We start from the raw sequence: 23424 nt of genomic DNA on the forward strand, positions 1-23424 counted from the left end.
TCTGGCCGATCTCAATATAATCACCGGTCTCCGTGAGGAAGCGGTGGCCAGGTGTCACCAGCAGAGGGGCTCTGCCATCTTCAAAGCTGAGCTGCAGCCATTCATGAGTAGTGTTGCGGAACAGATGGGTGACTGCACCGGGCTGTCTGTTGCCCTCTGCATCAAAGGCCAGCACCTGATCAGTGACTGTGATCTTCTCAATTGGCTTTTGTGATCCATCCCACATGGCAATCAGCGTGCCTTTTGGGAAGCAGCGATCAGGGAATAGATTGACCTTTTCGAGGACACTCAAATCATCACTGTTGAACAGCGCTGTTTGCAGTTCAGATTGTAGCGAACCGCCGTTCTTGTCGACATACTCCTGAAGATGGAACAAAGCACCTTCGACATCATTGTCTGCAAACAGTAGCCAGGAGTTATCACCCTGTGCTCGCAGATGCTCTTTGACAGCAAAGCCGATTGTCGCAAGTGTCTGTGGGAAATCTTCAAAGGCAACCGTGAGCAGGTTTGCAACCTCTTGGTACTCAGGTACGAACTCAGGTTTGTCATGGCCGTCCTGACCAAACCAGCTTTCAATCTTCTTTACAGTTTCATTTAGGTAAGCGATTGTTTCGTTGTCAGAATGCTGTCCGACCCACTCCAAAGTCCCTTTGAGGCCATCAAGGCTCTCATAGATTTCATAGCCTTTCCAAAGCAGTCCCACACCCAACATGGTAGCAACACCAGTGATGACTGCTTCTTTTCCAATCTCAATTGCGATGTCGTCTACCAAATGAAGAGCTTTTGGCAGAATATTTGAGTTCGCTAGAGCGCGTGCCATGGATGTGAGACTGGTGGAGGAAGAAAAGACCCCCATCTCCACAAGACCATGCCCAATCAGCGCAAGTGAGACCGCATCAATGACTGCTGAACCGTCTCCAAGATCAAGCAGTCTAGCGCTCAAGCCTGCAGCAAGAGTAGGGCTGAACAGAATTGATGCTTTCCCGTCGGCATTTTTATGAATACTAAAGTTTTTATCACCGCGTAGTGTTTCTAAAATGTCGTCTAATGGAGCCCCATTTGCAGCACTATCGAGGGCTTGTTTTGCAGAGACTTTTGCAACTTCACTCGATTTGGCATCCGCAAGTTGGTCCTTAAGCTCATTGTAAACACTGTCATATGCTGCCTCGAGGTTCTCAAGACGCAGCTTTTGCTCAGCAAGATCTACTTTATCAAATTGCCAACCATTGAGAGCAGACTGGCCGTGAACGTAGTGCCAATCGCCGTTGGCCCCAACGGCCAGCGCCCCGTCGGCGAGCTCACCAAATTTGAAGAAGGAGGTGTCTTTGTAATCGTCAAACGGCAGGCCATCCTGTAGCTCCTTAAGAACATCCCCTTTCGGCCTATTGTTAAGCTCCTCAAGAAACCCCGGAGTTGCAAATTTAACTTTAAGAACGTTGGTCAGACCGATGAGCATTCCCTTTTTTTGCTCAAGCGAGGCATCTGAGTCATAGATAGTTTTAAGCTGCGAGCGAACCCAAACGGTGTATTCTTTATGAGGTCCATTATGGCGCGTAAAACTCTCATTCAATTGATGAGGAAGCCCCATAATATTGTATTTCTTACTGTCTTTTGGGAACAGATCACCCAGATCAGTAAGTAACGGATGCCCTTTGTCAAATATCTCTTGCGGAATAATGTGATGGTTCTCAAGGTCAGGTTTATTAGATTTTGTATCGGGCATCAGTAATCACTATCAGAAATTTAAATGTTAAAATGGCTGCTATCCGAGGATAGTTCTAGTCGTCAAAGACTTCGATTTCGCGAGTATCCCATTCAGGCACACCGATCATTGCAAGAGCATCCAAGGCAGGCTGGGTACACATAACTTCACGGGTATATGCATCACGCCAGAGGATATTTTCACGAACAACGCTGGCCTTAACCACCCTCTTCGATCCGTAAGAGCGGTAGGACCCGCTATGAGTTTTTTTTACCCCAGTTGCAATTCTAAGGTCTGATTTTTCAAGATTATAGGTTGGTAAGGTGGAGAGCACCGTTGCAAGATAGACAGGCCTATTCCAGGGAGAGCAATCACGCTCACTGTCAATGATATTCTTGTGCTGCGTGAACTCAAAGAGAGACGAGTCCAATGCATTCATGACTTCGACAAATGCGTCATCTACCGCAAAATCTACATATATGGAGGAGTCTGGGTCGCCAATAACATGGCTATGCTCAAGAGAGGCGCTAGCACCCGCAGCTAGAACATATAATTTTGCAAGCTCTGCTTTACTTTCCTCAGTTAAAGGCCCTGTCGCTGCCCATGTGTTCGCTCCAACCTTATAGGAAACATCGCGATATGGATTCCAGCTAATATTGCTACTGGACTTGATTGCTGTTTTTCTGTCAGCGTCTGTAGCCCAGATTAAGCCAGAGTGCGTTTTGCAATCAAAGTTAGGGGTAAGAATAAAACACTTCATCACAGCACCTACTTCTTCAACTCACTAAGGAACTTCTGCTCAAAGACAGCTGCAGGATTAAACGGAGAAATGCAGTCGAGGACGACAATGTTATTGCCCGAGCGCCACTCCTTGACGTCCAGCTTCTTCTCACCGTTTTCAATGCGCGCTTTAACTTCGTCATTCACTGAGGCCCAGACCAGAAAAGCAACAGGTTGGTTGCCTTTGGAGTAAAGCTTGAACTGGCGCAGCAATAATGCCGGAGCTATCCGCTCTTCAACAACGCGAATAGGCAACTCTTTGTGTGCTTCTGACATGGTCATCAACCACACAGCCTGCCCCATGGTTGAGGCAAAGGTTTGCGCATCGACTGCGCTTAAGTCAGCTTTATTTTCAGACATCGAACTGCCTTGAGTTGAGTAAACATTTCCAGCCTTTGATTAGTCAATAAAAAGCACAACTGCAACCTACACTTGCTGCGAGCAAAACCAGAAATCCAATGATCGTGTTTACAAAGCTTACCTTGCGCAAACCAGTTTTGAGAATGGCTGTATCAAGACGCAACCAAAGGCGGCAGACAGAAAGCTCCATCTTCTTGTGGAATCGAAAAAGTCATTCTGGACCTTTGGAATCATTGTGTGATTCACGAGGTGATGACCTCTGCTGCTCTTTTGTCATCTGAATGGGAAGTGGCCCTGACTTCTCTTCCCGTTAGCCTCGACTTGGACCAAACTGCCATCAAGTGTGGCGCACTCAAGCGGCGACGAGAAATCTCAAGCGGTAAAGATCTACTGCGCCTCGCTTTTGCTTACGGGCCTTGCGGCATGTCCCTTCGCAGTACTGCTGCCTGGGCTTGCATGTCTGGACTGGGTAAACTTTCTGATGTCGCGGTGCTCAATCGCCTCAAGGGAGCAACACAATGGCTGGAGTACATCGCAGCTGAGTTGCTGGCAGATACCAGCCGCGCTGATTTCCCGAGTGGGTATCGTCTGCGCCTGATAGATGGAACCACCGTGTCTGCGCCGGGGAGCAAAGGGACAGACTTTAAAATCCATGCCAGCTATGATCCCGCCACTGCACGCTTTGCTCATCTTGAAATTTCAGATGGTCGTGGAGCAGAATGCCTGACCCGAAACCCGGTTAATCCGGGTGAAATCCACATTGCGGACCGTGGATATGCCTTTGCGAAAGGCTTACATCCCATCATCAGTAATGGTGGTGATTTCATAGTCCGTGCCGGTTGGCGAAAGTTCCGCTTATTTCACCCGGACGGCTCGCGGTTAGATCTGTTCTCTGTTTTGTCAGAGACCACAAAGGCAACGCCGATTGATCGTCAGGTTATCATTCAAGGACGCTCAAAAGCCTATGACGTACCCGCCCGTCTGATTGCGATCCGCAAACCACCAGCCGCGATAGAACAAGAGAAAAAGCGCCTGCGTCGTATCTCCAGTAAAAAAGGATCAAAGCTAACCCCAAAATCTCTGATTGCTGCCGAGTACATGTTGTTGGTCACGTCCCTCCCGAAAGAAGACTTCGACACGGCAAGCGTTGCGGACCTCTATCGCTTGCGATGGCAGATTGAACTGGCATTCAAGCGCCTGAAAAGCATCCTCCACATCGACCGCCTGCCTGCAAAAGATCCAGCCTTAGCAAAGTCGTGGCTTCTAGCCCATCTCATCCTCGCCCTGCTGATCGAGCGTAAAAGCGAGGTCATGCTGGCACACGCGCCCGAGGAACAGAGCAAACAAAGCTGCAACCCTTCCACCTGGCGCGTATACAAACTGCTGCGCCAGTCATTGATCTCAGCTATTCAGGGTGTTTGGGACTTGAGCAGCATTACACTTCATGGCTACACGTTCTGGAGAACCATACGGGAGCCTCCAAGGAGACGAAAACGCCAACAAATTCCAAAGCTTACATGCTTAAGTTAGCGCCTATGGGGCATGGCCCCATTAGGGTTATTTTTTCAAATCACGCAGCGAGGCGATAAACGCCCTTATCAACCCGCGTGAAAAATCTTTCGTCTTGCACCACTTGGCGAACTTTTGCTTGCCAATGGTTATTTTGAGTGGTCACAGCAAACGGCTCCATCACAATGTAGAGCTGCTTCAGCGACATCTGGCGTCCCTGAAGAGCTCTTCGCACTGCAGCCTTCCAAGTGGTTTTCACCATGTTCTGAGCCCTGCGGTTCACTAACGCGACCATATAGAGAGCTCCTTTATCGTCCTTTCGAAAGACAAGAAGTTTCTCGTGAGCAATTCGAACTATCTTGGAGTTGTACTTCCGAGCATCGCTCAGACAGTTATGCTGTGTTTTGATTATCTCATCCACGAGCTTCGCCGGAGCAATGCGCTCTACCAAGCTGGATAGATTGTAGTATTCGCCGTCGCGGCGCAGATTTCCCATGAGAATGCCGTAGTATCCTCCAGGCCTGCAGGCGTCGTGAATGTTCATGGTTGCCAACTGCAACGCTTCCACAAAGTCGGGAAGTCCTAAGCGGCTGAGATCCCAAGGGTTCTCTTCACCCCATTGATCACCTGAATAAGTAATCATGTTCCAATATGGAGGATGCCACCAAACAAGTTCGGCCTGCTCCCCCAGAAAAGAGCTAAAATCATCCGTTAAAAGATTGAAGCCTCTATGGAGGTCAGTACCTTTGAAACGAATTCCCATCTCTCTTGCAACATCGCTACTGGTTCCACCACCGATACTTGGATCAGCAAGCAAACCTTGACCATCTGGCATGTAGGTTCGAATGAAGTCAGCAACGATGTGGCCGGTGCAATTGCCCCGATACTTGTTGTTTCCGTACGCACCCCTACTCGGGTACGACACGACTGAGTTTTTAAACATTGTGCCTCTCAAAGAAGAAAGGCCGCGCCCATACGGGACGCGGCCCGTAAGGGAATGATGATGCTAGAAAAACAGCATCAGGATTTAATAGGTTCTGGAATCTCTGCGCAGAACATCACAGATCGAAATCTGTTTTTTCTCCGTTGAGTGCCTGAAGAGAACGCGATGCGATCCAACCCGTAGGCGGAACATGTTGGTATCCCTTCGTAGCTTGGTAATGTGCTGACAGTTCGGAAACCTTTGCAGCGTTTGTAACGCCCGCTCGACCTTGCGTCTGTCATGAACAGGAAGAGTAGCCATCTTTCGATTTGCCGCTCGCTCCAATTGGATTGAGATCATTGATTTTTATCCTTGAAGGTTTGCTACAGCTGATTTTTCATTAAACCGAACAAGACTGATTTGAGATCATATACTGTTGATATGATGACGCTATTTTCGATGTATCTAGAGATATCACCACTGTTGATACCAATCCCTGACACCTCTACACCGCTGCGCTTCGCCAGCTCTAAAGCATCGCGAGTTGCCTGCGAATTTGACGGACGACCATCTGTTACGATAATCATGATTGCCCGATTGCACCGTTGCTGACTGAGTTCAAACAATGCGTACCAAATAGCCTGAGCCATTGGCGTATTCCCTGAAGGGCTCAAATCAGCCTTTCCTAGTTTTTCAGAAGCTCGTTCTCCATGCTTCAGCACCGGATAAACCGGCCTTGCGAAGCTATCACCGAACAACGTTATTGCCGGATTAACCTTGGGAATTCCTTCCAAAGCTACTCCCAACGCAAGCGCTGCTTCTTTAGCCGGCATCTCAAGATCAGGCCGTTTCATGGATGAACTATTGTCAATTAGGATATGCACCGCAGTGTCTGGCTTTTTTTCAGTCCAGGTCTTACGGAACACCTTTGTATCCCCCGTGCAAACACGATGAATATCAGGCGCGTGAATACGCTTTCCTATCGTTGCAGATATTGAACCAGAGCGACGTTTGGCTTGCACCAAACCGCTCAGTCTATGACGAATTCCGGAAGCCGCACTATTGGCGCGGCGGTTCCAAATTGTATTAGCTTCAGCATTAGTTGGAATAGAGATCGCGACCGGTACAGAAAGCACTTGCTCTTCCGTATGGTTGCTATTCTCAAAAAGCTCCGATCGGAGTTTTGACCTAGGGTCGAAACTCTTAAACTCACCTTCATTCAACGCTTGCAGTAGCCGCTCCTGTGCCTCAGACTGGTCTTTTGCCCCTTCGCCTGAAGTTGGTTTGTTAGGTTCCCCTTCAGCACCCTCGACTTCTCCTGCTGCTCCATGTCGAAGGCTATCGGTGAGTTGATCACCTTTAGCAGAAGACGATGTTCCGTCAGTACGTTCTGTAGAGCCGTCTGACTGCACATCACTGTCTAGGGGGTTGTTTGGATCCGTTCCATCCGCAGTTGATGCAGCGTTCTCCCCACCAGAAGAGTTCTCCTGTTGGCTAGATGCATTATCGTTAGCTTCAGGACAGCAAGCCTCTTGCTTCAGCAGCTCAAGGATTTGATCTGCAAGGTTCAAGGCCTGTTCTGTATTTTTCAAGTCCACTACGCGCTGCAAAAGTAGATCTAGTTTGCCTCGGGTAGATGCAGGAAACACCTGAGTAAAGGCTTGCTCAGCAGCCAACCAAAACTCTTTGAGTCCCTGTTGTCCGACAACGTTGCATTGCAAGTTGCAGAGACAATATGAAAACAGAATATCATAGGGCTCGTTTTCAGCTGATTGCAGGACATAATGCCCCTTCCGAGCCATATGGTCTGCTACAGCATTCAAAGTGGTCATGGTGCCCGGATAGACTCGCATCATTGCGAGTTCGATCCTTGCATCCTCCACTACGTTGAGCATTGACTGCCTATTGGGAGCTGTAGGAACAAACTTCCAATCAGTAAAGCGAACGTGCCCAGCCTCATGGGTAAGATAGCCCCAGAGCACATCATTGTTTGAATTATTGGGCGGCAGGGAAGGTAAAACTATTGTTTTACCATCTGTCTTTGCCTGATCGCCCTTAAACACAATTTTGACGCCGAATTTTTTGCCATATGCCGCCGCCACAATAGGCACCGCTTCAGCTAAAATCCTAGCATTGTATTGAGTATTCATTCGTCTCTCCATGCTTGGAGAAAGTTCCCCCCACGAGGGAGAAACTCCCTCAGGGATAATTGGTTAAATGCTAGAAAAAGAAGCCCGGAAGATCCGGTTGAGCCGCCTCATCTGGTTGCACAATGTGCATCTTATGAAGGTAGCTATCTTGAGCATCCGGTTTAGGAGTGACCTCCTCTTTTTGGCTGTCTGTTGCCTCAGCAACAAACTTTTCAAAATCCAAAGCAATGTCATTTTCAACTTGAGTTGGCTGCTGAATTTCAGCGGCTGGCTCAAGCGGAGACACTTCAGGATCTGATTTTTCTTCATCTGCATCTTGTTCAGAAGAAACTTGGCAACTCTCGCAATAAGCTTGAATTTTATCACTATCTGCCAAGATGGAGATGATTGAGTTCACCTTTGCAAAGTTCTCGCCTCCAAGGTTCGAACCCTTCTTTTTACCGGAAGCGCGATCGTAAGCAGCGATAACTTCATCCAGTAGATTGAGTAGAACCCGGAGTTTCCCGTTCAAGAAAACAAGACCGGCAACTTTGTCTCGAATTTTGATGATGGTCCTCTTTGAGGTTTTATGAACTTCTGTTTTACCTGACAGGTTCTTGTCATAGAACAAGCCAGCATCACGAACGACTTCGGAAAACAAGTCCTCTCCGAGCCCTGCTACCTTAGCCTCCATCTTGCGATGAGACGCATCATTTTCAGTACCCGTGACCTTGAAGATATTGAACTCGAACTCGATCCGGTTTTTCACATTCTCTAGTGAAAGAACGCCCTTTCGAATTATGTCTTCATATCCAGGATTCTCAAGAATCCATGCTTCTACATCTTGATTGTAAGATGTGAGCAGCTTCTCTTTCTCTGAATAAAAGTTTCTTTTTATCTGCTCCAAATCGCGCAGAACATCATTTTCTCTTCCCGCAGGAATGGCAAAGCCATTCAGGAATGGAATTCCGAAACTTGCCAAATAGCGATTTGCTTCTGTTTTCAATTTGGAAAAGCAAGACAACCTAGATGGGTCAAAAATCTTCTTTTGACCAAGCATTGCAATCTTCTCGGGAGGCAGTTGCCCACCATCTCCAAGTTGCACGTCGTCGGCTCGTAGTTTTACCTGTCCTGTCCAGATCTTAAAATCTGCGCTAACAACAGAAATGTTTTTAAGAATTTGAACGTCACTCATGGTGTGCTCCATAAAAAAAAGGACACACCAGCCCTTAGGGCATGATGTACCCTAAGGTTTCAGTTTGTTTCAACGCTGTTCATTAAAGAGCCCAGCTAGCTCTGCTCAGCGATGCATTTCTGCATTGCTAAACCTGCTTTCCGATAAACAATCCGCTTATGGGAAAGCAGGCAAGGGGAACCCCCTCGTCTGCTTCTTTGCCGCTACGATACGCTAAAAATAGCCTTGCGCAATCTTTGTATTGGCATTTTTGATTGGCTCCAACACCTTTGCATCTGCAATGTTTCTTGGCTCCAGTTCCTTTGTAAGGGTGACCCGATATCTTTGGCTGCCCTCCACGGTATACTGAGTGAACAGAATCCCAGCATACTCGCCGGATCTGTATTCCCCTTGCAACCGCTTGAAAGTGTCCAGGTGTGGTTCCTGAAGACTTTTTAGACGTTCAAATTCAGCACGGGCTTCATCTATTTTTCGCTGATGTTCCCGATACTGTGTTGCAGCAAACACCCAACTTGACGCATCATTTCCCCGAGGAAGATATTTGTCTCGTTGTGGATCTTGAGCTGGTTCAATATTCTCCACGACTTCATACCAAAATTTTTTGGCTTCGGCCATAAGTTCGAAAATGAACTGCTCATCTCGCTGAACGATGAACTCTTTTAACTGACCTTCGAAAAAGAAAACCAGATACCCATGAGAAGCGCCTGTAACATAGATTTGCTGGTGAACCTGGCAGACATATATTTGATATGCTAGCGACTGCTCACCTTGGTCCAAAACCTCTTTCCAGACGGCCTCGCTCGGGCACTTAGTTTCCACTGGACAGCCCGTAAGGCTCAGACCGTCCAATGATGCTTTAATGAGATGCGTTTCTTCGCTTTCAACACATAATGGGATAGCCATCTCGTTGTGCTTCTGCTCCCAAAGGCGCCTCGCTTTATCTTCGTTCTCCTTGCCCTTTCGAACAAGTGGATTCATAGAGAGATCAACCGCAGTGGCAAACCCTGTCTTTTCTGCCCAAAGCCGCCATCGCGTCTTGTAAGGAGATTTGGCCATTAAGATCGGAGCATCAGAGGCAGATAACCCCTGACGCCGCCATTCAAGCCAATCCTCCCCCTCTTGGAGAAGATCAATTACTCTCATGGAATTACTCCAAATGTGGCCTCGCTTTGAGTAGAGCTGCTGATCACATTGAGGTCTTGTGAGACTTCAACGGGAACATCGTTCTCCTCAGTTGAGACATCGGGAGTGGCACTCTCAGTACCGTCCGCTTTTAGTGGTTGATACTGTTCCTGGACAGGAGGGGAACTTTCACATTCCGCTTTTGCCTCCTGAGCCATTTGCAATGCAAATTGTAGATCATCCCCCTCAGGAATACTTTTTCTGAGGTACTGCTCAACAAACATCCAAGCGTTCAACTCTTTCGCTCGCTGGACGAGAGGGTCTACAATAGCTTTGACTTTCTCCCGATTCACATGAAGTGGGATAGCAGAAAAGGTCTGTTCGATCTGCTTTGGGGCCGGAGCCTCAACTGCAGGCGAACTCTTCACGTCAGAGACCGGTTGCAGATCTTGCTGATGATAGATACCAGAAACTCCGAATGCTAGACGCGCCGTTTGCACAAACGCCTGCATACGCAATCTTCTATTTGGTAACTTTTGCCAAGATCCTAGATCATGGCTCGCATCCTGAGGGTTTACAGCAGCGTCTTGATAGTTCTCGCGAAAGAACTCTCTCACCACCGTAGGATATCCACGATCCTTTCGGTGAATTGCGCATTCAATCCATTCGTACACTTCTTGACCGGTGTGTCGCTCGTTGACCTTGTCATCCGAGTAAACAAAGGCTTCGCCGTTGTATTCAGGGTGACGGTTTACGATACGAACCCACCCATCATAAGTAAGCAATGGAATGACTTTTCCTTCAGGTGTCCGAGATGCATAAAATTCACGAAGAAACGGATCAATGTCATATCGCTCAGCCACTGTGAGTAGCGAAACAATTTCTTCAACACTGATGTTTCCTTTTAAATTCGCAAGCACGATTTTCCTAAATGCAGCCAGGTATACATCCGTCGTCATCTTCAGCTTTTGTGCTAGTGATTGGGTTAGGTTCAATTGCTCAAGGTTGATTTGAGACATTTTCGTGTCCTTTAAATTATGGGCACGCCCCTTGATGGGGCAGCGCCCCATAGGGTTGATGTTCAGTTCAAACTTACCAGCTCACTCCAAACGTATCTTTGGTGAGTTGCTCCACCGCCAAGACTTCCGATGGGCTACAACGGCGCAGGAATGAATTTTGCAATGCGTATCGAACCGCATTATCTGATGCCTGGTAAACACTCATGAGATTTGCCCACCGACACAAACTACGGGTAGACATTGTCACCGAAAGTGCACCACCGTTACCATCTTCTCCAACAAACGAACGTCGGATGTCATTGGCAACTTTGATCATGCACGTCAGGATGCTTTCCGGAATTGTCGGAGCAATTCCTTTCAACACCTCAAGCTCATCTTCTGGTTCAGGATATTGAACCACTGTGAACCGATATCGATCCATTGAAGCGATGTCTTGTTGTTGCACGCTTTGATAAAGCCCCGTCACATCTCCATTCCCGACGGAATTGCCCGTGGCTATGAAACGGAAATTTGGATGAGGCTTGATCACCTCACCGCCATTTTGCTCCAAAACAAGCGGGCGTCCTTCAAGCACGTCATTAAGACCGGTGAGCTCTGAAGGGTCAATGCGATCAATCTCATTGAGCAGGCAGATATGACCTTCCATCATGGCTTTCGCCAAAGGGCCATATTGGAACTGCATGCTGGGCGTTTCGCCTGGAGTCGATGAAACAAGCTTGTAATGGCCTGTTAGGTCAGTGAACTCCATTCTTCCTCGCCCTGTCAAAGACTGTATCGGCCAATTTAGGCGACCAGCAATCTCACAAATCAGTGAGGTTTTGCCTGACCCAGTTGGGCCGGAAACATTCAGAGCATCTCCCATTGGGTTGTTCAGAAAGGCCAAAACTTCGCGCAATGGCTCCCTGCGAAACACATAGGATGAGTTGATACTCGGAATGAATGGATTGTCTGAAGGAGCTAATCCCATAGTGGTAATTGCTTCGGGAACACCTTCTTGAGCGAAGGTTTTAGCGATTGAGTAGCTTTGAATGTCCATGGTCATTCTCCGATTGGAGAGCGCACCACACCCGCTGGGTGTGATGCGCCCAGAGGGTTGATAAAAAGATTGTCAGATAACTCAGATTAGTTGGACTGAGTTTCAGTGATTAGAGTTGGATAGAAAGGGTGCATGTGATTATTGCTGAAGGTTGGCGTATCGCCGGTCACGCAACATTTCTTTGTAAATTGAGCACGCAGATGAACACCCACGAGCAGTAGAATTGTCAGACCGATCAAGATCTGAGCAGAAAGTAGAAAAGAGGTCATCAAATGCCCTCCTGCAGAATGAAAGTGATTTTGAAAGTCATTTCGCTTCCTCGTTTTGAGAGAGAAGCGCATGTCTCCAGAAAGGGCATACGCCCCTCTGGGTTGATGTGCTGTTTGTTTGCAGAGCCCAGCTAGCTCTTCAAGGCGATGCAATCGCATCACCTAAACTCTATCCACGCAGCGCATAGCATACCCTTGGAGGTCTGCTTCGGGAGGAATTGCTATGGGAGTTTTAAAACTGAGATGCTGTTCGACGGTCAGCTACCGTTGATAAAACAGTACACAATTTCAGTAGATTTGCAACGGAAAATCAAAATGTGCGTTTAGCTTCGCTCACCACCCAGTGATGAGCGCTAACTTCACAATCGAAGTTCATTTGTTACTGGAGCAAACAATGACTGAGACCCTTGAGCAAAACAGCCCTTCCACCGAAGACCGCGCACCGCGAAACACAACACGGCCAAACCAAAAGCCTCAAAGCCGCCCAACTATTACAAAGGTTTTGAGCTTGAACACGATCCACGCACAACGTGTTGCAAGGCGCGTCAGCCGGAAAATGAGTCAGGCCTGCTATACGGTACAGGTACACCTTCCAAATATCGCCGGTCGTCACGAAGAACTTGCCCCCTCTTTGGGCGAATTCTCTAAGCTTCTCATAGAGCCATTGGAGGAATTTGACAAAGCTATCAATGATGAAATTGAGCGTTTTGAAAAGCTGAAGAGCGATAACGCTATCGCTGAAAACGTGGACTACTCGGACCCAGAACAACTCCAGCTTGGTATTACCTCTCCAGGAATGATGATGTTTTCTACCCTGCTACTCAAACTGGATAGCCTGGTCTCCATTATCGACACGCTTTGGATGTCTGGCGTTTTCGATCCCAACCAGCGTTCCAAAGCAAATTATGAATGGCAGCAGCGCCTCTTAAAGGTTAGCAATCGCGTAATTGCCCTCGGCGGTACGACCAACAAGAAGCTGAATGACGTTACAGCGAGCGCGCCTGAAAATGAATTGGAGGGCAAAGACCCTGCAGCTGAAAGCATGCCCGATCCAACCGAAGAAGAAGACGAAGATGAACCAGAGCAGCCTCAAAAAGAAGTAGCCTAATCGCTACGCCCTTCTCTCCTAAGAAGAAGATCCCCTCCCTAAACTTACCCGCTTTCGAAGCGGGTATTTTTTTGTGCACATTTACACCCTTTAAGGGAGTTTTGGTTTTACTAATCCCTTTAGGGGAGTATATATAACTCTAACGACGGCACTGGTACTGCCATTCTTGATTTTTCAGCGGGGAACAAAATGAACTGTCAGCCGAACCTTTTTCATGATGACGAACAGAAAGTAACCCATGGTGCATTGGCTTTAGAAAAAGAGCTGATCGAACTATTGGAAGACTTTGCAACGAAATACGAAGCATACGAGCTGGCGGGCGTATTCCTTGGTAAATATCTACGCACTGAGTCCTTAAATCCTGAACAATCAGTCCAAACAGTTGTCAATAGCTGGATCAAAACCAAATGCGATCAGGCGACTCGTCAGGTTCAGCAAAAACACCACTTGATAATCGAACCATCCAGCTTGCCGGAAGATCTACAATCGCTGGTATTTCGAGGTCGTAGAAACTCGTTTGAAATAGATGCGAGAATGAAGGCTGTTCTAAGCACTTCAATTTACGAAGCACCTGTAAGAGAAGTGGTACAATGTGCGCTTCTACGATACGACGCTCAAGCTCTGTTTCACGCATTGGAGAAAGCAAAAACAGAACTTGGCAAAACAAGTATGGAGGATGCCGCCCACAAGCTTTCAAAAGAGTTTCGTTTAAACACCAATTATAGCCGTACAAGTCCTTTGCAGATTAAACGTCAGAAAGGGCGCTACATCATTGAAAGCTATTTCATTTATGAACACCACAGGAATTGGACAGAGTATCGAGATCTCGTTGCACCGGCCAATACGTTCGAATTAGAAACAGGCATTGAAGGGTTTCTTTCCTGCTTTAAAAGCTTGTTCGAGGCCTGCTATGCCACGAGTAACAATTTCGAGAGCCGGACCAAGTTCAATGTAGGTTCTGATGTTGAAGCCGTGGTATACAAAGAAAAAATCAAGTATCACCTTTCCCCTTCAGCCTTCGAAGCTCTCATCTCATTTCTCACCGATCATTGTCCTGACACTCTGCGCGAACTGGAGGTGGAGTAATGACAATGACCGTGAGCATTAATGTGGAATTTGGCTCAGATCCTGACATCGTTACCATCCGCAAATCATCACGATCAACGCCGATAATTGGCGATGTGCTGGGCATTGAAACCGCCGCTGATGGATCACCTTACCGCGTCTTCCTGCGTAACAAGATTCATCGAAACGAAGCAACAGAATATAGGGGATGGGCGATGTCTGGCGCGATCTCCACCATCCTAACAAGACAGCAGGAGCTGCAAACATGAGCTGGCGCGTCCGTTCAAAAAATATCGCCTCTCGTGGCTCAAACTCTGCAAAAGCTGTATCCCTTGCCGACTTGCATAGAAGACGCAACGAAACAAGCTCTCAGTATTTTACCCCTGAATGGGTTGCACGCGGCATCTGGCACCTCTTTAAACCATACCTCACTGCAGGGGAGCAGAGTGACAAAAGCAACTTCTCGGTACTGGACAACTCCATAGGTTCAGGAATGCTCTTTGAAGGCGCCCCAGTCGAGAAACTGAGCCTCTTCGGAATTGACACCGACGCACGTTGTATTGAGGCACTTTCTGATGATGCGCACGCCGCAGATTTGGACTATGAATTTCTCGTTGGAAGCATGGCGGATTTGCGCGCAAAAGGCTTTGACTTTGCAGTCATCAATCCGCCGTTCTCGCTGCAGCTGGAAAGTCCCAACCTTATTGATTTCGGCTGTAACAGTTTCGGGCCTTTTGGAAAAGGAACGTCAGCGCTCAGCCATGAATACGCGCTTGAACATGCCTTAAGTGCGGCACGTTTTGTGGCAGCAGTTCTGCCGGCGTCCATGGAGGCCTATTGCCGGTCTAAAGAACGATTGCTTCACATCGTACACCTGCCGCAAACAGCGTTTTGCAATGAAGGGGCAAATATCAAATGTGCTGTTTTCTTCTTTGCAAAGTTCCGCAACAAAGACGAGGTTCAGAGCACGAAAGTCTCAATGCATGATGTCTGGCCAACGTATCAACCAGACAAAATGCATGGCTACTATTGGGAGACGACACCAACGTTATCGCTTGCAGATGTAGACAACTCCGAGCCGGTCATTACTTTACCTGTCACCGGGAATAACCGTGTTGAGCTGCACCACAGCAACCGACGGATAACGCTGAAGTACCATTGCGGCCTTGTACAAGCGAAGGTGGCAAATGGGCTCCTACGCAGGCCTGCAGAAGGTAAGCGCCTCCCAGCCAATCTAAAACACGAGGGAGAAGGTAGATTTCTGCTCGATGTCCTCTTGCTGCAAAATCAACCCGAGCACGCACTTCAAGAGCTCGTTGACGAGATCAACACATTGGGCGGCAGCGCTTGGATCTCCCCAACCTTGCGTGGTTTCTATACCAAGCTGATTAAGCGACATGCACGGGCCATTACGCCCATGCGACGTGTCGTCAAAACTAAATCAGTTGGAACAACTGAACTTAGAGCGCGCCGCAGTACTTTATTGGAGCCGGGAAACTTCAAGAGCCCAACAGTCAGTAAGGGCGATCAGCTGCGTGCAAAACCTCTTGGGGGTGCATACGAGATCACGCACAAAGGGCAAACTGTCACCCTGCGCCGCGACGAAGTCACCCAGCGGTACGAAATTATGAATGACGAGCGCGTTGCCAAGGGGCAATGGGTCGTTAAAGAGGAAGGTTTACCCTTCCATTTCCCTCAACTAGCGCAGCAGTACGAAAGCCTTATTTCTCGAACAGGGATAAATTGGCTTGCCGACTTCCAGAAATATAGCGTGGTTGAAGGCCTTATTTCACCATACGGATACATCGGCGGATGGCAGCAAGGCTCTGGAAAGGCGCGCTATGCCCTTGCAATGGCATTGTTGGAGCCAGGTCGCAGTTTGATTGTTGTTGAATCCGGCCTTTTGCCCGAGATGCTCAAAGAGATCAAAAAAATCGGCTTGCAAAGCCAATGCTGGCGAGTGCTCAAAAAGGCAGATATGCCGACCACCAAGATTTCCATTGTGACATACCGAGAATTGCGTTCAGGCAGTCGCATCAGCTACAGCCGAACACTGACAAAGAATGGCGAGCTTAAAACTCAGTTTGTTCAGAAAGTTGTTCGTACTGCTGCTGATCGCTGGAGGCGTTTATTCCGGACAGTGCTTGTTGATGAAGGCGGCGTTCTGGCAAACAACAACACTCAGCAAACACGGGCTATCAGAAAATTGGCGGGTCGAAAGGTCATCCCTCTCGACGGTACACCCCAATACAATTATCCGCGCGACTTGTTGCCTATTTCTGAAATCAGTGCCGGTAATGGAACCGCTCACCAACCTTATGGTGTCCGTGGCAGAGGCTTTGTGCAACCAAAGCTCTCCAAGACAACAATAAACGCGCAGCGCGGAGAAGATGCATTCTTCGACAACCATGTAGTCACGCAGTGGGTAACAAATGAATTCCGAGAGGATCTGCAAAGCGGTGGCAAACGCGAGGTGCCAAAGATTAACAACCTCTCGATGTTCCGCGACTGGTTAGCTCCAAACCTCCAACGCCGCCTGCGGGAGGAGCCAGAGCTTTCAGAGTTCAACAACTGCCCAGAACCCGAGCGCAATGTGTGCCCAATTGAATGGGATCCAGACCATTTTGATCATTATTTAAAAGTCGCGACAGAGTTTTCCGACTGGTACAAAAAGGCACGAGATAGCTCCGATAAAGCCCTCAATTTGGTGACTGTTTTAGCCCGCATCGGCGCAGTTCAGCGTGCAGCGAACGCACCACACGTAAAAAGCAAAAATACTCTTGGCACCTTTCAGCCCTTAACCTCAAAGCAACGTTGGGCGCTGGATCGCATCAAGTATTGGACCGCCAAAGGCAAGAAAACAATCTTGTATGCAGAAGCCCCAGATGTCCTTGAGCGTTTGCATTCCTGCCTGGAACCGCAAGGTATTTCTTCAGTGCTGTTTACCGGGAAACAGGAGATAAATAAGCGTTCCAAAATCCTTGATGATGAATTCCGTCACGGTGACACACCAGTGCTATTATCTTCGTGGGTTGGTCAACGTGGTTTGAACCTAGAACAGGCTGGCGTAATCTTGTTTTACGAGCGTGCTTGGTCTGCCACAAAAGAAGAGCAGGCGATCTACAGAACGCAGCGCCCAAGCCAGACGCAGCACGTGCAGGTTGAGTATGGCCACCTAGCAGGCAGCATCGACATTTATCAGGCGCAACTTGTGGAATGGAAAAAGACATCAGCGGAAGCTGGGTTGGATTATGGCGAGCAAATGGATGACGAAGAGGAGTTCTTACATCTCGATACTCTGCTCAATCGCTTCTGCGAGGAAATCCACCAAATGTCTCCTATTGCCTTGCAGCAACAAGCTGCTGCATAAAAAAATGCCCCGGCGTCTGGTACACGACCGGGGCGACTTACCCTTCAGCGAGGAAACTGCGTTGAGGTAAGACATTTGCTATCGATGATTGGATCTTCAATGTCAACACCAGAACAACGCCTCGAAATCTACCGGAAGAGTTTTGAACGCTTCGCAGGCAACCAAGGCGACTTAGCGCGCTTGATGGATCTCGGAGGGGCACTTACCAATTCCAAACGCGGGAACATCAGTGAAAAGCTCAAAGGTGTAAAAGGAAAAGGCATCTCCAAAGCCGAAGCTTTGGCAATCCAGCTGCTTACCGTTTTCTCAACATCACTTGCAGAGAACGGCCATTCAGTTTCAGACATCGAATTTGACGAAGATGGTTTCCTGACCAAAGAGACAGAACAGCTCCTAAAAGGGTTGGGCCGCTCCGCCTCTTAACTCCACCTTATCCCTCGTGAAAGTGGCTGACTGACTGTAGGCTTGTGCCTGCAAGAACAACAAAGGGTAAGGCCCAAAGATAGTGTCCCAATGATGCGATGTAGGCCGCGCACACAAGCGGCAATACGAACACAAGTATGAGAAGCAGGGCGTGTTTGATAAGCCTGTCTTTCATTGTTGCCTCTATTGAAGATCTGAATCACGAGTACGGTTGTCGCTGATCAATCTATTGAAGAGTTGTTCTAACCAGACGAAGCTTCCCCCAGTTTGTCAAAATATTTATTTCAGGCGGAAATCACGCGCTGATACTTGGCGCAAGTCCAGCGGAAAGCCTCCTCTCCGCTGGACTTCAGAGAACTGTATCAAGGGCTCAAATCTTCATAGGCATTGTCGCGGTAAGCGTCCACGTCAATTTCGTCCAAACGATCAGTCGTGCGCGTGATAACGTCCTTACGAGTACCATCAGTGTTGAGGTCACTTCCAAAGCCTGTGAGATTATCAATCGTCATATCTTCTGCGCTTGGCCAGTTTCCTGTTTGATCCAAGATACCAATCCATTCACTCAGATCCATCTGATCCCAATCAAGCTCACCTACCTGCTCAATTGTTAGACCCCCGCATTGTGGGTTCTTTGCAGATCCAAATGACTCACCCAACTGCGGGCGAGCCTGTTCCTGAATGATCCTAGAAAGCGGTGAGTTGAAGCAACAGTAACTCTTCCGTTTCTCAATGCATTGTCCGAGCACTTCAGTTTTGCAATACGATCCGAGCGAGGTGCAACTCTTGAGCTGGCGTTTCACATTCAGCTTCAGCTCGTCTTCTTCACAAGCCCAAATAATTTTGATGAGCAGCATGGTTACACTGTAAACGGAATAGACCCACATCACCGTCGACAAGAGCTGTGCCCCCGTCTCCCCGAGCAATTGTTGAGTCAAGTTCCCGGCTGTTTCGCCTGCCAGTGCCTCACCACCTTCTACTGCAAGTGTCCCCATACTCTCAGCCGCCACTTCTGTTGCGGTGGTCGCGAACTGTTGACTGATCTGGGCAGCAAGGTCGGCAATTGGCTGCGTGATAGTATCAACGATACCGGAAAGGTTCTCCACCATGCCTGAGAACGGCTGTGTGATCTGTGTGAAGCCATCGACGATACCCGTTTTTAGAGCGGTATAGGCGCCTTCAAAACCGAGATTACCTGCGAGCATTGATGCTCCAGCTTCAAGTTTGGGAACCGTGACAAGAAGGTTCATATAGTCTGTTAGAGAAACATCTTGAGGCTTCTCACAGCAGTCCTGCACGCCCCCCACGGCTACCTTACAAGAGCCTTTCTCGCCCGCAAAAACCTTACAGCTAACGTCTTCCTCACCAGTCGGAACATCATTCCCATCAAGACCGGTGCACGTCATGTCTTGCGTAAGGAACTTCACAGCATCCAGTAGAGCTGCAACCTTCGCGAAATCTTCACTTTGTTCCCCTTCAAGATCAAGGCAATCATCACCCATGCAACGGATCGGGCCGGAGCAGTTCAACTCTTCATCGATCGCAAAAGACGGGACTTCTGATGTATAGCCGCAGTCGTAAGTGTCCTCATAAAGATAACATCGCCCACTTTCTCCAGTCGCTCCTTCAACACAGGTGGATCTCACAAAACCGCAGCCAGGATTTTCAGCATACTGAGAGCAGCTGTTGGTGTTTTCACCCTCATTCATAGGACATTGTTCATTGCCATTCACATCTGTGTAGCAACCTAATTGTCCTTTGTAGAAATCAGTTTCTGCTTCAATACGCACTGCCCTACAAAGCGGGCTTATTCCAGGAAACGGGGATGGCCCCATTTGGTCTTCACAGATCTTGTAACCATCGACCAGCGCACAACCAAATTCGTCAGAAGGATCATTCGTGCAAGTAAAGGTGCCTTCAGCAAATCCATCCATGATGCTCTGTGCTTTTTTTAAAGCGGCTGGAGGTGTCCAGTGATCTCCAGTGATCACTTTCGTTGGGTCATAACGAATTTGCAAACGCCCGAAGCCTTCACCGGCTCCTGAGACACTCACGCGGATTTTAAAACTAACGACGTCGCCTGGTTCGACGTCTTTAAACTGAGATGTAATATCCTTGTTGATGTCGTTCTTCACCCAGGACTTAGCGAGCTCACATTTGCCCGATGTTTCAGGTGGGAAATTCTTATTTCCCTGCCAAACAAGTTCCTCCTGTTCTGGCGGGCCTGCTAAGACTTGAATGTAATCGTCCCATTTGGCATAGGTCAGTTTTACGCTGGTGATTGCATCTGGGTTCAACACTTCAACCTGTGTTGACGCCTCGTAGATTTTGCAGTTTCCCTTCCAGTAGTTATCGCCAACTCTACCGATCCAAACTTTGACACAGTCAACTCCGCAGCTGTCCATGTTGTACGGCCCGGAATAGTGGCTGACCACTGCTCCGGAATAGTCGTGCAGTGCATCCGCAGAACCAGTCTCGTCAATAATGCGATCACAGGTATAGTTGTCGGGAACATGCGCATTCAGGCGCGTCTCTCGGACGGCTCTGTCAATAGAACAGTCATCAAAGCCGTCCGTGACATCGGTTACACCAAATATGTCCTCTGTGGTGCTTAAAACCGGATCTTCACCCCAGTCGATCCGGTCGCGCTTTGCTGCCTGCATGATGATTTCGTAAGCAGCTCCACCCAGTGTAGTGACGCCCCCGGCTACATCGGCCTCAAGACCAGATAATGCGCCGTCACCAGCCTCGCTCATTCTCGAATTTCGATCATACGCTCCGCGCAGGTTGTCGACACTCGTTCCTTCCATGTCAGGAAAATAATAGCTTGAAGGGCGGGTGTTTTCGCTACTCGTGCCCGGATAAAGATCCTGAATATCCAGGCTACCTCCGTCTTCTCCAGAGAACGTTATCGTATCCCCAGAGATTGAAGGTTGAGACTGATTGTATTGTTGGCCGATTTCCGTACCGAAGCTTTGCCCACTTCTACCAATCTCTCCAATGGTATCTGCTAATGCTGGTTGCATAGCGAGAAGGTAGGCTATTGAGACCCCGATTGAGGTGCTTCTACTCGCGATTTTGAGAAGTGTCATGCAATGATCCCTGCCGATGTTGGCGAGACCTTAGACAAAAAAAAAGCTGCCTTCCGGCAGCTCTGCTCTCTTTTTTGTTTTTACTCAGTAATTGCAGCAATCGTTCCAGCGCCAAATCATGTAGACGAGATCCTCCCCGACTGCCGGAATCTTCCGGCCAAGTCCCCATTTCATAGTACTTTCCCCCATAACATGAGCTGACTTAGTTTCAGGACGCGGGTAGACGGACGTGAACTTGTATTGCTGCTTGGGTAGCGTTGGATGGATCTTCCCCTCGCACATTGCTTTTTTGCCTGAAGTTTTCCATGCAAGGCCGCGCCGGTGCAGTGCTGCCAATACTCTGGCAGTGAGCAAAGAGGTGTCATTTACAATACTCCAGTTCCCGACTTTATTGCCTGATAACGGGTATAGTGTTCCCCAAGATCCTGCACACCAAAACATCTCTTTAATTGGACGCCCTGTTGTAGAAGCAATCGCATCTGCAGCACATGCGGTTGTTGCAATTGGGTTGGCGACAGCTGCAGCTTCCGGATTGGCAAAGAACGCCATATCGTCGTTGTTCCATGTTGGATCAATTTCGGACATGTACATCATATCCATATCCAAATATCCATCCGGATTACATGACTGCTTCACAAACAGATTCAAAATCGCGAGCAGGGGGAAAGCAAAATAATGGTAGTGCATGAACGTCTTATCACCACCACCATGTTCTGCATTCCCGTGAGACCCTTGAAACGTGCGGTTAAACGGGAAGCGCACTCCGTTGAGAATTGAGGAACAACCCGGAACACGTTGGAACTCTACAAGCCGAGCGGGCTCCCACATAGAGGTTGTTACCCCAGGATGCGGCAATCCCGCACCATCTTTACAAATACACAACGGGTTTTTAGCAGCGTCCTCGGGGTAGTATCCATCTCCACCCATCGGCACGCCCGCGATCCTAATCGGCAAAACACAGTTCCAGCACACATCCGTAATCATTTTTGGACCGATGAAGCCCGAAGAATAGCAACCAGCTGCAGCAATAGCTTGTCCACTCCACATACCGATTATACCAGCAACTAACCCGCCTAAGATTGACCGTCTGATTGTTCGCTTTGTCATAGTTCGTCCTCACCAAATTCTTCTACTTGGAAATGAAGGTCAGCGGCTGTCACCAGCGACGGTGTGAATTCGAGCTCAAACGTCCGCTTGATATCCGGGGTGAGCAGATAGACATGCTCTTGCAGGTATTCGGTGATCTCCTCGTAAGACCCCCACCCATCTTCCTTATCGATGCGTGTTGCGATCAAATTTACACGCGAAAAACGCGCATCATTCTGCAGTTTCAGAGAAAGCTCTTTCACTAACTCAAGCTGTTTCTTTGAGAGCGGGTCAAACACCAATACCGCTTGAGGAAAGGAACGTACTTTGAGCGGGTTGATGGATTGTCCACGATGCACAATCAGCTGACCATTCGGTGCTCTCACATCAGCTGTCACGACAAAGGATGGATCGATGAAACGTGTCCGAGACTTGATTGCCTGAGGGAGCTCGTTAAAAGTGCGCTTCTGCCAAAAATTCTCAACGGCCTGCTCTTTCTTCGCCTCCCAATCGATTGCTGCAACTCTTTCTTTTGCGGCTTCAATGAAATCTTGCTCCGTAATCTCCGCAAGCGGCCCTCTCGCGCCCAAGTCACCCGTACGACCTTCCTCAAGCTTTCGCTCTAACCAAACGGTATCACTCAAGCCAGACACTCGGGCGACCTCTCTCGGCAACCCTATTGCACCTTCTCTTGGTGTGAGTTTCACAACAACTGGAACCGATTGAATGTTGTGTTTTTTGAAAAGATCCGGATTGATTACAACATTGGGTACGGGATCAAACTTCGATGCCCGTTTTTGAACTTCAAGCACAGCTTCAGCAAGCTTTGCGTCTTTTGGAATACCGCGCAAAAGCACAATGGAATCTCGCTGCAATGAAGCTGCTTGAAGAACGGCGTTAAAGCTATCTTCCCCCATGCCCAATGAGGCAAAAATCAGCCAGCTGTGGTTTGTGTAGGTACTTTTACTCTCCTGAGCTTCCGCCAACATACGCATGTCTTTGTTGGTTCGCTGCAGTTCTTCCAGTAGCCCCTTTGCCTCTTCTTGGGCTTCTTGTTGGGCACTCTCCTTAGGCAGTAGGCTCTCCAGAGAGGTTATTGGCGAAGCATTTCGGATCTCGTCAGACTGCTCTCGAATGCCATCAACAATCTGTTTGAACGAGAGTTCTTCTGCGACACTGGGTTGAAGGAGCAATAGCAACGAACACGCTGCAAATATGAATTGTTTCATGGGAACACCTG

Annotated in this window: 19 protein-coding genes; 6 read left to right on the forward strand and 13 right to left on the reverse strand. The window is 48.4% G+C overall.

Going from position 1 to position 23424, the window contains the following annotated elements; genetic code table 11:
* The 3 genes from PsAD37_RS16375 to PsAD37_RS16385 form a co-directional block, all read right to left on the reverse strand.
* Window positions 1–1723: AHH domain-containing protein (locus PsAD37_RS16375; RefSeq protein ID WP_193778279.1), on the reverse strand; the 1723-nt coding region annotated here is incomplete at its 3' end.
* Between the two features lie 55 nt (window positions 1724–1778).
* A complete protein-coding gene (locus tag PsAD37_RS16380; protein ID WP_063297065.1) occupies window positions 1779–2462 on the reverse strand; it encodes a hypothetical protein in 684 nt (227 codons plus the stop codon).
* Between the two features lie 8 nt (window positions 2463–2470).
* Window positions 2471–2842 carry a toxin-activating lysine-acyltransferase gene (locus PsAD37_RS16385; protein ID WP_063297066.1) on the reverse strand — a complete coding sequence of 124 codons (372 nt, stop codon included), beginning with the start codon at window positions 2840–2842 and terminating at the stop codon, window positions 2471–2473.
* 252 nt (window positions 2843–3094) lie between these two features.
* Between PsAD37_RS16385 and PsAD37_RS16390 the strand changes: the two genes are divergently transcribed.
* Complete coding sequence (locus PsAD37_RS16390) at window positions 3095–4372, forward strand: IS4 family transposase (protein ID WP_063297067.1); 1278 nt, start codon at window positions 3095–3097, stop codon at window positions 4370–4372.
* 40 nt (window positions 4373–4412) lie between these two features.
* Here the strand turns inward: PsAD37_RS16390 and PsAD37_RS16395 are convergent, their stop codons facing one another.
* From PsAD37_RS16395 to PsAD37_RS16425, 7 genes are all read right to left on the reverse strand, one after another.
* Window positions 4413–5186 (reverse strand): hypothetical protein, encoded by a 774-nt coding sequence (locus tag PsAD37_RS16395; RefSeq protein ID WP_206600079.1) that lies wholly within the window; start codon window positions 5184–5186, stop codon window positions 4413–4415.
* A gap of 470 nt (window positions 5187–5656) precedes the next feature.
* Window positions 5657–7423: a VWA domain-containing protein gene (locus PsAD37_RS16400; RefSeq protein ID WP_193778280.1), complete on the reverse strand. Its 1767-nt coding sequence runs from the start codon at window positions 7421–7423 to the stop codon at window positions 5657–5659.
* Window positions 7424–7493: 70 nt separating this feature from the next.
* Window positions 7494–8597, reverse strand: coding sequence for a DUF3150 domain-containing protein (locus PsAD37_RS16405; RefSeq protein WP_193778281.1), 1104 nt, complete (start codon window positions 8595–8597; stop codon window positions 7494–7496).
* 213 nt (window positions 8598–8810) lie between these two features.
* Entirely contained in the window at window positions 8811–9740 is a 930-nt protein-coding gene (locus PsAD37_RS16410; RefSeq protein WP_063297071.1) for a YqaJ viral recombinase family protein, read from the reverse strand.
* Complete coding sequence (locus tag PsAD37_RS16415) at window positions 9737–10738, reverse strand: recombinase RecT (RefSeq protein ID WP_193778282.1); 1002 nt, start codon at window positions 10736–10738, stop codon at window positions 9737–9739. Before PsAD37_RS16415 ends, PsAD37_RS16410 begins: the two co-directional genes overlap by 4 nt.
* A 73-nt stretch (window positions 10739–10811) precedes the next feature.
* A complete protein-coding gene (locus tag PsAD37_RS16420; RefSeq protein ID WP_084407879.1) occupies window positions 10812–11774 on the reverse strand; it encodes an AAA family ATPase in 963 nt (320 codons plus the stop codon).
* 86 nt (window positions 11775–11860) lie between these two features.
* A complete protein-coding gene (locus PsAD37_RS16425; RefSeq protein ID WP_063297074.1) occupies window positions 11861–12043 on the reverse strand; it encodes a hypothetical protein in 183 nt (60 codons plus the stop codon).
* A gap of 394 nt (window positions 12044–12437) precedes the next feature.
* Between PsAD37_RS16425 and PsAD37_RS16430 the strand changes: the two genes are divergently transcribed.
* The 5 genes from PsAD37_RS16430 (at window position 12438) to PsAD37_RS16450 (ending at window position 18009) form a co-directional block, all read left to right on the forward strand.
* On the forward strand, window positions 12438–13151 hold the full coding sequence (locus PsAD37_RS16430; protein WP_153039773.1) for a hypothetical protein: 714 nt from the start codon (window positions 12438–12440) through the stop codon (window positions 13149–13151).
* Window positions 13152–13340: 189 nt separating this feature from the next.
* The gene (locus PsAD37_RS16435) at window positions 13341–14237 is read left to right on the forward strand and encodes a hypothetical protein (RefSeq protein WP_063297076.1); all 897 of its coding nucleotides are present in this window, start codon (window positions 13341–13343) and stop codon (window positions 14235–14237) included.
* Window positions 14237–14485 (forward strand): hypothetical protein, encoded by a 249-nt coding sequence (locus PsAD37_RS28105; protein WP_063297077.1) that lies wholly within the window; start codon window positions 14237–14239, stop codon window positions 14483–14485. The genes PsAD37_RS16435 and PsAD37_RS28105 overlap by 1 nt, the downstream gene beginning before the upstream one ends.
* Window positions 14482–17586 (forward strand): helicase-related protein, encoded by a 3105-nt coding sequence (locus tag PsAD37_RS16445; protein ID WP_063297078.1) that lies wholly within the window; start codon window positions 14482–14484, stop codon window positions 17584–17586. The genes PsAD37_RS28105 and PsAD37_RS16445 overlap by 4 nt, the downstream gene beginning before the upstream one ends.
* Before the next feature lie 99 nt (window positions 17587–17685).
* Complete coding sequence (locus tag PsAD37_RS16450) at window positions 17686–18009, forward strand: hypothetical protein (protein WP_063297079.1); 324 nt, start codon at window positions 17686–17688, stop codon at window positions 18007–18009.
* 362 nt (window positions 18010–18371) lie between these two features.
* Here PsAD37_RS16450 and traN read toward each other — a convergent pair whose 3' ends face one another.
* From traN to PsAD37_RS16465, 3 genes are all read right to left on the reverse strand, one after another.
* The gene (gene traN, locus PsAD37_RS16455; protein WP_084407883.1) at window positions 18372–21098 is read right to left on the reverse strand and encodes a conjugal transfer mating pair stabilization protein TraN; all 2727 of its coding nucleotides are present in this window, start codon (window positions 21096–21098) and stop codon (window positions 18372–18374) included.
* Between the two features lie 84 nt (window positions 21099–21182).
* Window positions 21183–22205 (reverse strand): TraU family protein, encoded by a 1023-nt coding sequence (locus tag PsAD37_RS16460; RefSeq protein ID WP_084407885.1) that lies wholly within the window; start codon window positions 22203–22205, stop codon window positions 21183–21185.
* Entirely contained in the window at window positions 22202–23413 is a 1212-nt protein-coding gene (locus PsAD37_RS16465; protein ID WP_063297081.1) for a TrbC family F-type conjugative pilus assembly protein, read from the reverse strand. The genes PsAD37_RS16460 and PsAD37_RS16465 overlap by 4 nt, the downstream gene beginning before the upstream one ends.
* Window positions 23414–23424 lie beyond the last annotated feature (11 nt).

Origin of the sequence: Pseudovibrio sp. Ad37 (assembly GCF_001623075.1) — a bacterium.
Classification (GTDB): Bacteria; Pseudomonadota; Alphaproteobacteria; order Rhizobiales; family Stappiaceae; genus Pseudovibrio.

Coding starts and splice junctions, on each gene's coding strand:
- PsAD37_RS28105 (WP_063297077.1), top strand. CDS start 14,237: ATGACAATGACCGTGAGCATTAATGTGGAATTTGGCTCAGATCCTGAC.
- PsAD37_RS16415 (WP_193778282.1), bottom strand. CDS start 10,738: ATGTCTCAAATCAACCTTGAGCAATTGAACCTAACCCAATCACTAGCA.
- PsAD37_RS16390 (WP_063297067.1), top strand. CDS start 3,095: ATGACCTCTGCTGCTCTTTTGTCATCTGAATGGGAAGTGGCCCTGACT.
- PsAD37_RS16460 (WP_084407885.1), bottom strand. CDS start 22,205: ATGACAAAGCGAACAATCAGACGGTCAATCTTAGGCGGGTTAGTTGCT.
- PsAD37_RS16380 (WP_063297065.1), bottom strand. CDS start 2,462: ATGAAGTGTTTTATTCTTACCCCTAACTTTGATTGCAAAACGCACTCT.
- PsAD37_RS16385 (WP_063297066.1), bottom strand. CDS start 2,842: ATGTCTGAAAATAAAGCTGACTTAAGCGCAGTCGATGCGCAAACCTTT.
- PsAD37_RS16450 (WP_063297079.1), top strand. CDS start 17,686: ATGTCAACACCAGAACAACGCCTCGAAATCTACCGGAAGAGTTTTGAA.
- traN (WP_084407883.1), bottom strand. CDS start 21,098: ATGACACTTCTCAAAATCGCGAGTAGAAGCACCTCAATCGGGGTCTCA.
- PsAD37_RS16430 (WP_153039773.1), top strand. CDS start 12,438: ATGACTGAGACCCTTGAGCAAAACAGCCCTTCCACCGAAGACCGCGCA.
- PsAD37_RS16410 (WP_063297071.1), bottom strand. CDS start 9,740: ATGAGAGTAATTGATCTTCTCCAAGAGGGGGAGGATTGGCTTGAATGG.
- PsAD37_RS16445 (WP_063297078.1), top strand. CDS start 14,482: ATGAGCTGGCGCGTCCGTTCAAAAAATATCGCCTCTCGTGGCTCAAAC.
- PsAD37_RS16465 (WP_063297081.1), bottom strand. CDS start 23,413: ATGAAACAATTCATATTTGCAGCGTGTTCGTTGCTATTGCTCCTTCAA.
- PsAD37_RS16400 (WP_193778280.1), bottom strand. CDS start 7,423: ATGAATACTCAATACAATGCTAGGATTTTAGCTGAAGCGGTGCCTATT.
- PsAD37_RS16425 (WP_063297074.1), bottom strand. CDS start 12,043: ATGACCTCTTTTCTACTTTCTGCTCAGATCTTGATCGGTCTGACAATT.
- PsAD37_RS16405 (WP_193778281.1), bottom strand. CDS start 8,597: ATGAGTGACGTTCAAATTCTTAAAAACATTTCTGTTGTTAGCGCAGAT.
- PsAD37_RS16395 (WP_206600079.1), bottom strand. CDS start 5,186: ATGCCAGATGGTCAAGGTTTGCTTGCTGATCCAAGTATCGGTGGTGGA.
- PsAD37_RS16420 (WP_084407879.1), bottom strand. CDS start 11,774: ATGGACATTCAAAGCTACTCAATCGCTAAAACCTTCGCTCAAGAAGGT.
- PsAD37_RS16435 (WP_063297076.1), top strand. CDS start 13,341: ATGAACTGTCAGCCGAACCTTTTTCATGATGACGAACAGAAAGTAACC.